The 15,429-nt window shown below is 48.4% G+C and carries 12 protein-coding genes; 5 read left to right on the plus strand and 7 right to left on the minus strand.

What is annotated here, in order from left to right:
- Nucleotides 1-25 precede the first annotated feature (25 nt).
- The gene (locus HNQ56_RS09730; RefSeq protein WP_429145067.1) at nt 26-1,255 is read right to left on the minus strand and encodes an LCP family protein; all 1,230 of its coding nucleotides are present in this window, start codon (nt 1,253-1,255) and stop codon (nt 26-28) included.
- Between the two features lie 290 nt (nt 1,256-1,545).
- Here HNQ56_RS09730 and HNQ56_RS09735 point away from each other — a divergent pair, with 290 nt between their 5' ends.
- Both HNQ56_RS09735 and HNQ56_RS09740 read left to right on the plus strand, forming a co-directional pair.
- Complete coding sequence (locus HNQ56_RS09735; protein ID WP_429145069.1) at nt 1,546-2,691, plus strand: trans-sulfuration enzyme family protein; 1,146 nt, start codon at nt 1,546-1,548, stop codon at nt 2,689-2,691.
- An 86-nt stretch (nt 2,692-2,777) separates the two neighbouring features.
- The gene (locus tag HNQ56_RS09740) at nt 2,778-3,944 is read left to right on the plus strand and encodes a MalY/PatB family protein (protein WP_429145071.1); all 1,167 of its coding nucleotides are present in this window, start codon (nt 2,778-2,780) and stop codon (nt 3,942-3,944) included.
- Between the two features lie 128 nt (nt 3,945-4,072).
- Here HNQ56_RS09740 and HNQ56_RS09745 read toward each other — a convergent pair whose 3' ends face one another.
- The 6 genes from HNQ56_RS09745 to HNQ56_RS09770 all read right to left on the minus strand — a co-directional run bounded on the left by HNQ56_RS09745 (nt 4,073) and on the right by HNQ56_RS09770 (nt 12,886).
- Nucleotides 4,073-6,466: a glycoside hydrolase family 94 protein gene (locus tag HNQ56_RS09745; protein WP_429145073.1), complete on the minus strand. Its 2,394-nt coding sequence runs from the start codon at nt 6,464-6,466 to the stop codon at nt 4,073-4,075.
- A 204-nt stretch (nt 6,467-6,670) separates the two neighbouring features.
- Nucleotides 6,671-7,564, minus strand: coding sequence for an Hsp33 family molecular chaperone HslO (gene hslO / locus HNQ56_RS09750; protein WP_429145075.1), 894 nt, complete (start codon nt 7,562-7,564; stop codon nt 6,671-6,673).
- A 105-nt stretch (nt 7,565-7,669) separates the two neighbouring features.
- Nucleotides 7,670-8,443: a class I SAM-dependent DNA methyltransferase gene (locus HNQ56_RS09755; protein ID WP_429145077.1), complete on the minus strand. Its 774-nt coding sequence runs from the start codon at nt 8,441-8,443 to the stop codon at nt 7,670-7,672.
- Between the two features lie 104 nt (nt 8,444-8,547).
- Nucleotides 8,548-10,266, minus strand: a complete 1,719-nt coding sequence (gene ilvD / locus HNQ56_RS09760) for a dihydroxy-acid dehydratase (protein WP_429145078.1) — start codon at nt 10,264-10,266, stop codon at nt 8,548-8,550.
- A 107-nt stretch (nt 10,267-10,373) separates the two neighbouring features.
- Entirely contained in the window at nt 10,374-11,861 is a 1,488-nt protein-coding gene (xylB, locus tag HNQ56_RS09765; RefSeq protein WP_429145080.1) for a xylulokinase, read from the minus strand.
- 125 nt (nt 11,862-11,986) lie between these two features.
- On the minus strand, nt 11,987-12,886 hold the full coding sequence (locus HNQ56_RS09770) for a LysR family transcriptional regulator (RefSeq protein ID WP_429145082.1): 900 nt from the start codon (nt 12,884-12,886) through the stop codon (nt 11,987-11,989).
- 103 nt (nt 12,887-12,989) lie between these two features.
- Between HNQ56_RS09770 and HNQ56_RS09775 the strand changes: the two genes are divergently transcribed.
- The 3 genes from HNQ56_RS09775 (at nt 12,990) to HNQ56_RS09785 (ending at nt 15,423) form a co-directional block, all read left to right on the plus strand.
- Nucleotides 12,990-13,532, plus strand: a complete 543-nt coding sequence (locus HNQ56_RS09775) for a chromate transporter (RefSeq protein ID WP_429145084.1) — start codon at nt 12,990-12,992, stop codon at nt 13,530-13,532.
- On the plus strand, nt 13,529-14,083 hold the full coding sequence (locus HNQ56_RS09780; protein WP_429145086.1) for a chromate transporter: 555 nt from the start codon (nt 13,529-13,531) through the stop codon (nt 14,081-14,083). Before HNQ56_RS09775 ends, HNQ56_RS09780 begins: the two co-directional genes overlap by 4 nt.
- Nucleotides 14,084-14,262: 179 nt before the next feature.
- Nucleotides 14,263-15,423 carry an ROK family protein gene (locus HNQ56_RS09785; protein WP_429145088.1) on the plus strand — a complete coding sequence of 387 codons (1,161 nt, stop codon included), beginning with the start codon at nt 14,263-14,265 and terminating at the stop codon, nt 15,421-15,423.
- The last annotated feature ends 6 nt before the right edge of the window (nt 15,424-15,429 follow it).

Genomic DNA, 15,429 nt, shown 5'->3' on the forward strand with positions numbered 1-15,429 from the left:
TCCGTGCCCCCGAATCAGAAGCGCCCTAGTCCGTACTCCCATAGATAAATTCCTTAATCATCGCTCTTGTATCCGGCCAGCTATTGGGTACCAACACGTCCTGTTTATATTTTCCGATTACTACTCTCTGGCTGTGATAGCTCCCGTCCTTGGGAACACGAAAGGTCTGAATTGCATTCTTCTCCAGATTTATTCCCTGTTGAAGATAATTATTGTATTCTGTTTTTGTAATATCTGTCTTAATATCGATATTGGACAGAATTGTATTCATGGTTATTCCAAGCTGGATTACATTTTTCTTGCGCAGTTTCTCAAATATTTTCTCCAGCACAATTCTCTGCCGTTGTGTCCGCCCGAAATCACTGCCTTCCGTGGCGGTAGGCACCTTGCGGATCCGGCAGTAGCCCAGCACCTGGTTGCCGTTCATATGCTGGGTTCCTTCCACCACGTTCCGATATTGGGGATTGGAGATATAATTGGTTGTCCGGAGATATTTGGCTTCCGCGGCCGTCAGCTTGATATCTATTCCTCCGATATAATCCACAATTTCTTCGAAATCATTGAAATTCACCAACATATATCCATCCATCACCAGACCGAAATTCGTCTCAATGGTATCATATAAGAGACTGATTCCGCCATTGGCATACGGTGAATTCAATTTGTTATTTTTGTGCCCCGGTATTTCCACATACAAATCACGCATCAGGGAGGTAAGCTTGATTACATTGCTCTTTGAATCCAGGGATGCAACAATCATGGTATCCGTATTCAAGGCCCCTTCAAAGGTCTCCACGCCGATCAGAAGAATATTGGAGACGTACTTTGTCTCCTCCTCCTTACCTCCGGATGGGGGCTTCTGCTCCTCCTTCTCCCCCTCCTGTTCCCCCTTCTCATCCGGAGTCTTACCGTCCTCCTCTGCTGCCTCATACTGCAATTTTTTATAGCTGTAGTTTCCGATTATTCTGATCAGCATACTCTTCCCGGCATCCGTGCTGATCAGAATTCCGGCTAATACTAAAAGAATAACAAGAGGAAGAACCACATACTTCAGAAGCCTGCTGACACGCTTTTTCTCCGGCCCCTTCCCGGAAGCTTGTCCCGTCTCACCTCCCGGCTCCATCTTCCCGTTCTCATCCTCCCGAAGCGTCTCCCTCACCTGATCCCTCAAAGATTTTTTTAAATCCTCGTGAATCTCATCATTCTTATACTCGTTTCCTTCTCCAAAGTGATCCTTATCCGAATTATTCTTCATGCCGCCCACCGTTTCCTTTATCCATTCTCATACATTACCAGGAATATCTTTCTGTCTATAAGATAATTTTTATTATATGTAGATTGCTTGTTTATTAATCTGGAAGCACTATACAGCTATGATTGACTGCCTGTAACGGTTCATGCTGCGGCAGGCAGAAGAACATGGCGCTCCCGCTCACATTCATCAAAGAAATACTTGCGTTCGCGAAGCAATTATATTATAATGCTATAAATCATACTAAGACTATATGAATGGTATTGTTAATTAATATATGGAGGATTTCACCTATGGACTATCATAGAAATACCAAATGCATTCACGGCAATCGTCAGAAAAATCCCGTAGATAACACCGGTGCGGTCAGCTTTCCCATCTATCAGACAGCCACCTTTGCCCATCCCGATGTAGGAAGCAGCACCGGCTATGATTATTCCCGCCTGCAGAATCCCACACGGGAGCAATTGGAGCGCGTCGTTGCTTCCCTGGAAAACGGCCACGATGCCGTTGCCTTCAGCTCCGGTATGGCGGCCATGAGTACCCTGATGGAGCTCTTCGCTCCAGGAGACCATATCCTGGCATCCGATGATCTCTATGGCGGAACGATTCGTATTTTTAACCATATTAATACCAAGAACGGAATTGAGGTAAGCTTTATTGACACCTCCGATTTGGCACTGGTAGAGGCAGGTATTCGTTCCAACACCAAAGCCATCTTTATTGAGACCCCCACCAATCCCATGATGAATGTGACGGATCTTAAGGCCGTCTCGCAGATCGCTAAAGCGCACCGGCTGCTCCTCCTGGTGGATAACACCTTCCTGTCACCTTATTTCCAAAATCCCATTGACCTGGGTGCAGATGCGGTTCTTCACAGCGGCACCAAATTCCTGGGCGGACATAACGATACCCTGGCCGGCTTTCTGGTAACGGCAAACGAGGAACTCTCAGAGCGCATCCGATTTATATTAAAAACCACCGGCGCCGGACTTGCTCCCTTCGACAGCTGGCTGCTGCTCCGCGGAATCAAGACGCTTGCTCTTCGGATGGAATGCCAGCAAAAAAATGCCCTGGCCATTGCGGAATGGCTGGGCAAGCAGAAAAAGGTTCCCAAAGTCTATTATGTCGGGCTTCCCAGCCATCCCGGATATGCCGTCAACCAGAAACAGTCCCGGGGCTCCGGCAGTATGATATCCTTCCACGTTGATACTTCTGAGACTGCCGTCCGGATTCTTCGCAAGGTACAGCTGATCCAGTATGCGGAAAGTCTGGGAGGAGTGGAAAGTCTCATTACCTATCCCATGCTGCAGACCCATGCCGATGTTCCGGAAGAGGAGCGGGAAGCAAAGGGAATCAACAGTCGGCTTCTTCGGCTCTCCGTAGGCATCGAGGATCTGGACGATCTGATCCGGGACCTGGCGCAGGCTATGGAGTAGACGGCAAGACTGCGGCTCTCCTTATCGTATGGAATATCGTAATAGCATGGAATATCGCATGGAAGAAAAAATGGAGGATTCATTTCATGAATTATAATTTTGATCAGATTGTTGACCGGAGAAACACCCACTCCTTAAAATATGACTTTGCCCTGGAGCGTAAAAAGCCTCTGGATATTCTCCCCCTCTGGGTTGCCGATATGGATTTTCCGGCTCCGCCCCAGGTTCTGGAGGCAATTCAGACAGCCGCGGCCCATGGCATCTTTGGCTACAGTGAAGTAAAACGGGATTATTTCGACGCGGTTCATGCCTGGTTTCTGCGCCGTTACGGGTGGGATACCCGGGAGGAGTGGCTGGTAAAAACCCCCGGTGTCGTCTTCGCCCTCGCCACAGCCATCCGCGCATTGACCGAGGAAGGAGACAGCGTCCTAATCCAGCAGCCCGTTTACTATCCCTTCTCCGAGGTTATCCGGACCAACCGCCGCAAGCTGGTGGTGAACTCCCTGCTTTATACGGATCACCGATATTCCATAGACTTCGAGGATTTCGAAAATAAGATCGTCGCGGAAAAGGTAAAGCTCTTCCTCCTCTGCAATCCCCACAACCCTGTAGGCCGGGTCTGGTCCCCGGAGGAATTGACCCGCCTGGGCGATATCTGCATCAAACATGGAGTTACCGTCATCTCCGATGAAATCCACTGTGATTTTACCTATCCCAGCTTCTCCCATACGGTATTTGCAAATAGTAAGGAATCGTTCGCGCAGAACTCCATTATCTGTACCGCCCCCAGCAAGACCTTTAATCTGGCGGGCCTGCAAGTCTCCAATCTCTTCATAAAGAATGAGCAGCTTCGCCGCAGGATAAAGACCGAGCTGGCCGCCACCGGCTACAGCCAGTGCAATACTCTGGGCCTGATCGCCTGCAAGGCCGCCTATCAATACGGTGAGCCCTGGCTGAAGGAGCTTCTGGCCTATCTGTCCGGGAATCTCCAATTCATCCGGGAATATCTGGCACAGCACCTCCCGCAGATTACACTGGTGGAGCCTCAGGGAACCTATCTGGTCTGGCTGGATTTCAGTGCACTGGGCCTGTCCGAAGCGGAGCTGGAGCATCGGATCGTCCACAGGGCAAAGCTATGGCTGGATGCCGGAACCATGTTCGGCCCCGAAGGAAAGGGCTTTGAGAGAATCAATATCGCCTGCCCGCGCCAGATTCTGGCACAGGCTATGGAGCAGTTGAAGAACGCCTTTTAACGGCGTTCTTAGAAAAATAACTCTATGCGAATGACATTGAATTTACAGACATCATGAAAAATATCAGCAAAATACTTGACTAACGAGCGGCTGACACCGTTGCAGACGGTATCAGCCGCTTATTGCCATTACATGATCAGCACAATCTCATTTTCTTCCTTCATCATTTCCTCTGGCAGATAATTCTTCTCCAGCCTCACGCCATTGACATAGAATTCCCGGTATCCGCTTTCCGCTCCGTTGGGGTTCTGGATCCGGATGCTCAGCTTCCGGCCTCGGAAGCTCTTTTCTATGGAAAGCTCCTTCCATTCACTGGGGATGCTGGGAGCGATCAGCAGGCCGCCCAGATCGGGCCGCATTCCCAGGATGCCTTCCACGCTTCCTACCATTACCGTGGAAGCCGTACCGGTCAGCCAATGGGTATGGGAACGTCCGAAGAAAGGGCTTTCCGTGGCTTCGGTGAACTGGCCGTGAGCATAAGGTTCAATAACACGTACCTCCGCATGGTCATTCCGGGTTGCCGGGCAGGATTCTGTGAAATATTCGTAAGCACGGTTGCCATGTCCCATCAGAGCCTCGGCAAGAATGATCCATCCCTGAGGCTGGGAGAAGATACCTCCGTTCTCCTTGGTGGAGGGATTAAAGAGGATGGCAAGAGCGCCGTCAAAGGCATGATCCGCATAGGAGGGAGCCATGGTTCTGACACCGTACTCCGTATTCAGTTCCCGATGTACACTTTCCAGAGCCAGCTCTGCCTGCTCCCTGGTGGCAAGTCCGCTGATGACTGCCCAGGATTGAGGATTCACCCACATGCTGGCTTCCGGATCCTTTTTGGAGCCGATTACCTGCCCATCCTCCTTAAAACCGCGGATAAAGCGGTCATCCTCCCAGCAATTCTTATTCAGAGTATCCCTCAATTCTCCCTGAACCCGGTCAAGATAAGCCAGGTACTCTGCATCCTTCCGGTCTTCGGCTATGTTTCGTATTACATTCATGGCATAATATAATTGGAAGGCAACAAAAGTGGATTCACCCCGTTTGCCAAGCCTTAAGCAATCATTCCAGTCCGCATGGAGTCCCGCGGGCATATTATGTACACTCAGGCGCTCCATGGAGAACTGAATCGCCCGCTTCAAGTGATCATACACATCTCCCTCATCCCGGTTGGCATAGGGGATTACTTCGTCCAAAAATTTCTTATCCCCGGTCTCCGCCATATATTTATAGACGGTGGGAAACAGCCACAACGCATCGTCCGCACGGTAAGCAGGGTGCCCTGTTGCCTGGACATAGGAAGGATCATCAGGAGTGTCTTCCTGCCCCGCCTTGTGATCAAACTTGACCAGGGGCAGACCTCCCCCGTTGTCCACCTGGGCGGACAGCATAAAGCGGATCTTCTCCTTCGCCATGACAGGATCCAGATGAATGATACCCTGGATATCCTGAACCGTATCCCGGTAGCCATAACCGTTCCGCAGCCCCGCATAGATAAAGGAGGCCGCTCTGGACCAGATAAAGGTAATAAAGCACTGATAGGCGTTCCAGGTATTTAACATTGCATTAAAATTCTCATCCGGGGTCTTCACCTGAAAATTCTCCAGCTTCCGGTGCCAGTAATTCTTAAGCTCCGCCAGTTCTCTGTCTGCTTCGCCCGGCTTCTCGTAGGCCTTCATGATTTCCGCCGACTGCACATCATTCTTCTGGCCCAGCAGGAATATAAATTCCTTGCTTTCTCCGGGCTGCAGGGTCATCTTTGTATGAAGTGCGCCGCAGGCGTTGGAATTATAATTGAGCACATTATCGCAAATCCCCCGCTCCACTGCGGCAGGATTATGGAAGCTGCGGTAGTTTCCGATGAAATGGGCTTTGTCGCCGTTATAAGAGGCAATCTCCGCTCCGGCCAGACCGAAGAAGCGCTCTTTATAATTCGTGCCTTCCGCATTCTTATAGTGATTTTCGTTCATTGTCTGAAGAATTTTATTCCCCTTAAAATAGGTTTTGGTAATGAACAAAGTATACTGGAGGTTCACCTGGTCATTCTCATAATTTCCCTCATTGGTGAATTCCACAAAACCAAAGGCAGAGAGATTCCTGGGCCGGTCACCGGCATTCTTTAAAGTAACTCTCCATACCTCATGGGTTTTGTTTAACGGCACATAATATAATACCTCTGATTCAATTCCTGTGTACTGTGCTTTCATCACCGTATAGGCAGTGCCATGATGGCATTGGCTGGAATACTCGGTCAGCGGCTTGCCCACCGGCTGCCAGGATGCAGACCAATAGTCCGCCGTATCGTCATCACGCAGATAAACATATCTCCCCGGTTTATCCTCCTGATTAAAGATATAACGGATAATTCTTCCGTTGGCTCCGCTTTTGACAAAGCTGTAGCCTCCCGCATTGTTGGAGATAATTGCGCCATACTCCGGCGATCCCAGATAATTGGCCCAGGGTGCCGGTGTATCGGGTCTGGTGATTACATACTCCCGATTTTTCTCATCAAAATAACCATAATTCATATATACTCCCTTCTGCCGCTGAAAGCGGCCTCACCATTTTTTCCGGCAGGAATACCTTCCCTTTTAAGAGAACCCCTTCTCTCAAAAGCATCTGTGCCGCACCATGGGCTCCCTCATGGTGCAGGGCTAATCCCTGTCAGGATAATTCTATTTTATAATGGACCTAACCCAATGGCAAGAGTATTCTTCCGCATAGAAATGGTGTCAGGCACCATTCGGTGCCTGACACCTAACCAGAATATCCTTTAACTCGTCCACTGAAAAATGATAATGGGTATTGCAAAAATGACAGTTTACCTCAATCGGCTTGTCCTCTTCAATCATTTCGGTAATTTCCTTCCGGCCGATGGAGACAATGGCCTTCTCCACCCTTTCCTTGGTACAGTTACATTCAAATTCAGCCGGAAGCCTGTCCAAAATCTCCAGCCCAAACTCTCCGAGAATATGCTCCAGAATCATCTCCGGTGACATCTCCTGATCCAGCAAAGAGGTGATGCTGGTTATCTCCTTTACCTTCTGTTCCAGACGGTCGATCACGCTCTCCTCGGCAAAGGGCATCAGCTGAATTATGAAGCCTCCTGCCTGGCGGACTGTATTCCCCTTATTCATCAGCACACCCAGGGCCACCACGGAAGGAACCTGTTCGCTGGTGGCATAGTAATAAGCCAGATCCTCGGCAATCTCCCCGGATACCAGATGAGTCTGCCCGGTGTAGGGCTCCTTCAGTCCCATATCCTTAATGACACAAAGAATTCCTGCCCCCAGCGCTCCGCCTACATCCAGCTTTCCCTTCCCGTTGGCAGGCAGAAGCACCTCCGGGTGGTACGCATAGCCCTTAACGCTTCCTCTGGAATTAGCCGTTACTGTCAGCCCTCCGATGGGACCGCTTCCCTTGATCTGCAAGGTGAGGATATCTTCCTCTCCCTTCATCATGCTTCCCATCATCACCCCGGCTGTAAGCAGCCTTCCCAGCGCCGCCGTTGCTACGGGACTGGTATTATGAAGCGTTCTTGCCCGCTCCGCCAGCTCCTTTGTTGTTGCCGCAAATGCCCGGATCTGATTGTCCGCAGCACTTGCTCTTATAATATAATCCGACATAGTAGCTCCTATTCTGCTGCCATTCTGTATCCATTCCGCAGCACGTATTGACGAAAGGATTTCCCTTCTTAATCCACATTCTCACCATTTTAAAACATCATATTCCTATAAATACAGTTTATCTTTCTGCCGTTTCTCCCGGGCAATGAAGTAAGCCCGTTCACAGTCCTTCTTCGGCTTCCTCTCCGTCAGCATGTCATATACGGCAACCAGCTCCATGCCTGCTTCCCCGATCAGCTCTGCTACCCTTTCCAGGGAAAAAGCCTTGCGGTAGTGGGTCTCTTCGTATTTCCGGTATCGCCGGTCTTCCTCCGGAATGAACAGGGTGAGAGTAACCTCATTTAACTGCTCCTCTTCATAATAGGTATTCTCCCAGATAAAGCTTCCTTCCTCCCGGTTCTCCGCAATGGTCTGATCCCCGATCAGCTCCTCGTAGGCATACCTGGTATCATAATCAAAGAGAAAGATCCCGCCCGGATCCAGGTAATTGTTCACCAGACGGAACACCTGGAGCAGCTCCTCCTCGGACAGAATATAATTCATGCTGTCGCACACGCTGACAACCGCCGCCACCGTGCCGTATAATTCAAATTCCCTCATATCCTGGCACAGGTATAATATACCTTCCATATCCTCTTTCTGGGCTTTCTCCCTGGCAATCTGGAGCATTTCCTCCGAGTTATCGATGCCGATCATATCATAGCCCCGCCTGGAAAGGCAACGGGTCATGCTTCCGGTGCCGCATCCCAGCTCCAGAACCAGCCCTTCCTCAATCTGATGCTTATTTAATAGCTTTTGTACATAATCCGTCCATTCTTCATATGGAACATTGTCCATAAAAAGATCATAGACCGCTGCAAATCCTGAATATGGCTGCATTGCTTGCAGCTCCTTTCCTCATTCTATTTTTTCCGCGAGATCATTCTATCATACTCAAAAGTGCATATCAATTTGAAAAATGGATCAATCAAAATATTCCTGCCTCAATCCATGTATCCTCCCTCCATTGGGGAAACACAGGTTTTCGCAAAAATCTTCAGCACACCCTCCTGATATTTAGGCTCCTTCGGCTTCCAGTCCGCCTTCCTCCGCGCAAGAATATGTTCCATCTCTTCCCTTGTCTTCCTCTGATTCTTAACTCCTATAATATCCAATGTCTTATTATGAATATCCAGTTGAATTAAATCCCCTTCTTCAACCAGCGCAATCGGCCCTCCCACTGCTGCCTCAGGAGAAACATGCCCGATAGCCGGCCCTCTTGTCGCCCCGGAGAATCTGCCGTCCGTAATCAAAGCAATTGTTTTCGCCAGCTCCGGGTCGGAGGAAATAGCCTCCGTAGTATAAAACATCTCCGGCATTCCGCTTCCCTTCGGCCCTTCATACCGGATAAATACCGCTTCCCCCGGATGAATCTCTCTTTTCAATACCGCGGACAGGGCCTCTTCTTCACAATCAAAGGGTCTCGCTGTCAGCACTGCTTCAAACATTTCTTTCGGCACTGCCGAATGCTTCACAACCGCACCTTCCGGAGCCAGATTTCCTTTTAAGATACTAATGGCTCCGTTCTTTGACAGCGGCCGGTCATAATCCCGGATAACGTCCGTTTTCCTAAGACCCAGGGCATGCAATTGCTCCTGCCTCTTTTCATAATATCCTTCCCGCTTCAGACGTTCCAAATTCTCTCCCAGAGTTTCACCCGTTACCGTCATCACATCCAGATGTAAATGCGGTTTGATCTCCTCCATAATTGCCGGTACACCGCCGGCATAGCTGAAATATTGTGCCGGCCACCTTCCGGCAGGACGCAGATCCAGCAGATAATGCGCGTTCTGATGTATTTTATCAAAGGTATCCGCCGTAATATCAATCTGAAACTCCCGGGCAATGGCAGACATATGGATCAGCGCATTAGTTGACCCGGATATTGCGGCATGTACCATAATGGCATTTTCAAAGCTCTTCCTCGTAACAATATCTCTGGCTCTTAATCCGCGCTCCAATAATACTTTTGTTTGGAGTGCGCTCTGATATGCAGCCTCCTCCAGCTCCTTGCCGGTTGCCGGCAGCACAGAAGTTCCCGGAAGCATTAGCCCCAAGGCTTCCGCCATAATCTGCATGGTTGTTGCCGTACCGATAAAACTGCAGGCACCGCAGGAGGGGCAGGCATTATGGCGATAATACTCCATCTCTTCCTTTGTGATTTCTCCCCGCTCATACCTTGCACTATAGGTTCCGATCTGCTCCAAAGTCAGCAGATCAGGACCGGCATCCATCACGCCTCCCGCAACCACAATACTTGGCATGTTAATTCTGCCGATTGCCATCAAATGAGCCGGCATCCCTTTATCGCAGCTTGCTATAAAGATTCCCGCATCAAAGGTGGTTGCCTTGGCATGAATTTCTATCATCCCGCTCAGATAGTCCCTGCTGGCCAGAGAATAATTGATCCCGTCATGCCCCTGTGCCATTCCGTCACAGATATCCGTAGCAAAATATCTCGCCGGTTTGGCGCCCGTCTCATAGACTGCCTTCCTTGCCAGCTCAACCAATTGAAAGAGATGCGCGCTTCCAGGATGGCTGTCGCCAAAGGTACTCTCTATTAATATCTGCGGCTTCTCCAGTTCTTCCCTGGTCCATCCCATTCCCATACGCAGTGAATCCATCTCCGGCGAAAGACTTCTTACCTTCTGGCTCTCCAACATCGCAGTTCCTCCTTTATTCCAATTCATCTGATTCTAAATAACGGCGCACCATTATAAAAATGATACGCCGTTGTTCTTATGTTGTGCTATGCATGGCGCATAAGGCTTTAATCCATCTTACCATGCATTGACATCAATGTATAGACATTCTTCAGTGCCGGATACAGTTCCTTGAACACCTCATATTTTTTATTATACCGCTCCACTTCCTCCGGGTCCTGCTCCGTTGTGCTGATTACCTTAATCAGCTTCTCCGTCGCTTCCTCCACATTGGCATACCTGCCGCAGCCCACCGCCGCAAGAATGGCGGCTCCAAAGGCAGGCCCTTCGGCAGAATTGATCTTATCCACCTTGACATTGAGAACATCCGCAATAATCTTACACCACAGCGGGCTCTTCGCTCCGCCGCCGTTAATCCGGATACGGTCAATTGCCACTCCCAGGGATTTGACGATTTCAAAGGAATCCCGGAGCGCAAATGCAACGCCCTCCAGCACGGCCTGGGTCATATCGGCCCGAGTGGTGTCCATGGTCATTCCGATGAAGGTTCCCCTGGCATCGGGATTATTGTGAGGGGTTCTCTCCCCCATGAGATAGGGAAGGAAATATACATTATTCTCACCCAGCTTCGTGATCCCCTGCTGCTCCCCTGTGTAATCCTTTGTTCCGATGATCTCATCCATCCACCACTTATTGGAGGCGGCAGCCGAGAGCATAACTCCCATGAAATGATATCTTCCGTCCGCATGAGCAAAAGCATGGAGGGAGTTGTTCTCATCTACGGCAAATTCCTTGGTGGAGATAAATACCACGCCCGAGGTTCCCAGGGATACATTGCATCTGCCTTCTCCCACGGTTCCGGTTCCCACCGCTGCCACGGCCTGGTCGCCGCCGCCGGCAATTACCTTTACACTGGCTGGCAGGCCCAGCTCCTGCGCCGCCTGCTGGGTCAGTGTGCCGACCACCTGGTAGGATTCGAAGATTTTAGCCATCTGCTTCTCCTCCAGCCCGCAGATCTCCAGCATCTCCCTGGACCAGCGCTTATTCTTCACATCCAGCAGCAGCATGCCCGAAGCATCGGACACATCGGTGCAATGAACACCGGAAAGCCGATAGGCTACATAATCCTTAGGCAGCATCACCTTCTTGATCTTAGCAAAATTGTCCGGCTCATGCTTTCTGACCCACAGAAGCTTCGGTGCGGTGAAACCGGTGAGAGCCATGTTGGCGGTATAGGCAGATATCTTCTCCCTGCCGATCTCATGGTTCAGATAGTCGCACTCCGCCTGGGTGCGTCCGTCATTCCACAGAATGGCGGGACGGATGACCTGATCCTTCTCATCCAGAATAACCATGCCGTGCATCTGGCCGCTGAAGCTGATTCCCTCAATCTGATTCCTGTCACAGTCTTTGACCAGTTCCCTGACTCCATCCACCAGCGCGGAGTACCAATCCTCGGGATTTTGCTCGGACCAGCCCGGCTTCGGGAAATACAAAGGATATTCCCTGGTAACAATATTCTTGATATCTCCGTTTTCCTCCATCAACAGAAGCTTGATGGAGGAGGTCCCCAAATCTACACCTACATATAACATGATATTGTCCCCTTCTTTATAAATGTATTCTGTTTTTTATTCCGTTTTACAGCAATTGATTTGATGAATAAACTAATGCATGAAATAACTATAGCAACTTGTATCTGCAATGTCAAGCGGCATATTCACCGGGTCATATCAGCATATTGCAGCTCCGCTTTTTTAAAGCACTCGATGATGTCATGATGTCTTTTGTTCTTCGCTTTTCCTTTCAGTGTTACAGCATAGTTGACGGTGGACATTTTGCAGTTTTCAATATGGAGAGATTTAAAAACCTTTTCCTTCAAATAACCGATTGCCAGGGGTTCGGGCAGTACGGTTATTCCCATTCCTGCCCTGGCGGCTCTGATCAGGACCTCCGTGCTGACACTTTCCAGCATAGGGGCGATATCAATATTAAGCCGATGTGTTAGTTCGTCAAAACGGTCTCTCAAGGTGCTCCCCTTTTCTCTGAGCAGAAATGGAAGCTTAAGCAAATCCTCCCGGTCAATTTTTTCGTTGTCCACAAAGTCATTCCGGGCGGAACACACTAAGAAAAGCTCATATTCCGAGAGTATCTCTGCGTTAAAGCCCTGATTTGTTTCAAACCCTTCTGTAAAGGCAATATCTATTTCTCCGTTTAGAAGTCTTCTCTGAACCTGCTGCGCATTTTCCGAATAAATTTTCAAAGGAACCCTGGGGTACCTGGTTTTAAACTGCTTTACCGCATAGGGTAAGGAATTCATTGCTATGGTCAGGCTCGTTCCGATCCTCAGAGGGACTTCCATACCGCTGCTCCGATTAAAGCTTTCCAACGCTTCGAAGTCTTTTATCAGCTGCTCTGCTTTCATCCGGAATTCCTTTCCTTCTTCGTTCAGGTACAGCTTGCCGTTAATTCTATCAAAAAATAAAACACCAATATCTGTTTCCAGTTCTTTAATCGTTTTTGAAATTGCGGGTTGGGATAAGAATAGCTGCCTCGCCGCTTCCGTTATCGACATGGTTTCACATACTGCTAAAAAAATCTCCAGCTGACGTATATTCATGTTACCTCCCATAACCTTTTAGTTATATCTATATTACCACATATATATTTTCAATCAAGCAAAAAAATTGCTATAATATTAGCAAGTGACTTAGGAGGTTTTTATGAAGAAAAATTTAATACTACTCAAGGTTTATTTATTGGCCGGCACTTTCACATTCTCAGGCGGTATGGCCATGCTGCCTGTTATCGAAAGGGAGCTGTGCAAAAAGTATGGCTTAATTGACAAGAAGAGCTTATACGACTATGCTACCCTGGCACAAACATTTCCAGGCGTGATTGCTCTTACCAATGCCTGTTTTGTCGGAAAGAAAATAAACGGCAGAAGCGGGATGTTCTTTGCCGGAATGGGTGCCATTTTACCGGCTTATGTTTTAATGTCAGCTGCCACATTACTCTACCAGATGCTTCCGCAGCAGGGGCCGGCATTAAGTGCGTTAGCTGCGGTCCGGGCTACTTCAGCTTCTTTTTTATTTGCGGCAGCCTATACGATTGCGAAGCATAACTTAAAATCTAAAATTAATATTGCCATCGCACTTTTTTGTTTTGTCTGTACCGCGCTGCATCTTATTGGCGTTCCCCTTTTGATTATTCTCTCCGCATTGGTTGGAATACTGATGGTTTTCATAAGAAAGGATAAAAAATGATTTCACAAATATTTATTACATTTCTGAAAATAGGCTTCTTAGGATTTGGCGGCGGGTATGCGATGCTGTCCCTGATTTTAGATGAAGCCTCTAAATTCGGTATGACGGTGCAGCAATTTGCTGATTTGAACGCTTTAGATATATTGATTCCGGGACCAATTGCTATTAACTCCGCAACCTATGTAGGACAGATATACGGCGGTTTTTTGGGAGCCTTGGTCGCAACCCTTGCGGTCTGTATTCCATCCCTGATCTTTGTTCCCGTTTTTATGCGATATGAAGACCGAATTAACAATAACCGATATTTGAATTCCGTTTTAACAAATATCAAAATCGCATCTGTCGGGCTTATTTTTGCAGTAGGCCTATCCATTATGCTGTCAACTGTATTTAATGTCACCGATCTTTTTTATTGGGAAAATGCTAATTTTGATATCCTTTCTTTAATCATAATGGTTGCCACCTTTGTGCTGCATGTTCGTTATGAAATTAATCCTATTGTTTTTACCCTGCTTGCCGGAATCATTGGCTGGGTCTTCTATTATATCTAATCACAGACAGTCTGCTGTTCGGCCTTCTGATTGCAGTTCAAAGCCGGCTGTGTGAAAAACACGGTGCTCCCGTAATGCACCATAACTGCCCCATGATTTTTTTCTCTTTCCAAAGAAAACAATATGTGATAACATGGGTACATAGATCGACCATGTAGAATAGATGAAGGGTGACTGTGATGATAACAGGCAGCAAAGAACTGATACGGGATATTAACACCAAACTGGTCTTAGAGACAATTATAAACAGCATCGCCATTTCCAGAGCCGCAATTGCCAAGCATCTGGGCCTGACAAAGGCTACCATCTCTGCCATTGTCCAGGAGCTTATTAATAAAAACCTGGTGATAGAAATCGGAAGCGACGATACGAATCTGGGACGCAAGCCGATTTTATTAAGCCTGAACAAAAAGGCCGGCTATGTGATCTGCATCGATATCGGCGTTGATACCATCTCCGCGCTGGTATCGGATCTGATGGGGGAAGACTGCAGCTTGAAGCAGATCAAAACCCCAAAAAGCTCCGGCAATATAATCCAGGTTCTGATTGATCTCATTGAATCCATGAAGCTTCCCAGGAATACTCCCTATCACCTGGTCGGCATCACTCTGGGAATTCATGGTGTGATTGCGGACAATCAGGTCTCCTTCGCCCCTTACTATAATTTGTCCGGAATTAATATTGCCGGAGGCCTGGAGGAGCATTTTAATATTCCTGTCTATCTGGAGAATGAAGCCAATCTCTCCGTCATCGGCGAGAAGACCTTCCAATACGATTATGCCAATATCGCCAATATCAGCGTCCATTCCGGTATCGGCCTCGGTATTATCATCAATCACCAGCTCTATACCGGATACAACGGCAGGGCCGGCGAATTCGGCCATACGATTATTGAGATTGACGGCAGGCAGTGTCCCTGCGGAAACAAGGGCTGCTTTGAGCAATATGCTTCCGAACGGAATCTTCTGAAGGAATTTGCCGGGATGAAGGAGGAAGAAGAGATGAGCTTTGAACAGTTCAGCGCCGCCTATGAAGCCGGTGATGCCGATGCTGCTAAGATTATGGATGCTTTTATCAAATATATGTCCATCGGGGTAAATAATATCCTGAATGCCTACAACCCGGACATCGTAATTATTAACAGCTCCTTTACCATCTTCTTTCCCCAGATTACGGAGAAAATCGAAGCCGCTCTGAACAGCAGGATGAACAGCTATATCCGTATCGTTCCATCCGTGCTCCAGGATACCTCCATCCTCCTTGGCGGTATCTGTGTGGCAATCAAGGGGTTCCTCGGAGTAGAGAATCTAAAGCTCAGCCATATCAGCCTCAGAGGGTAGGTTAGC

The organism is Anaerotaenia torta (assembly GCF_050433395.1).
GTDB lineage: Bacteria > Bacillota > Clostridia > Lachnospirales > Lachnospiraceae > Mobilitalea > Mobilitalea torta.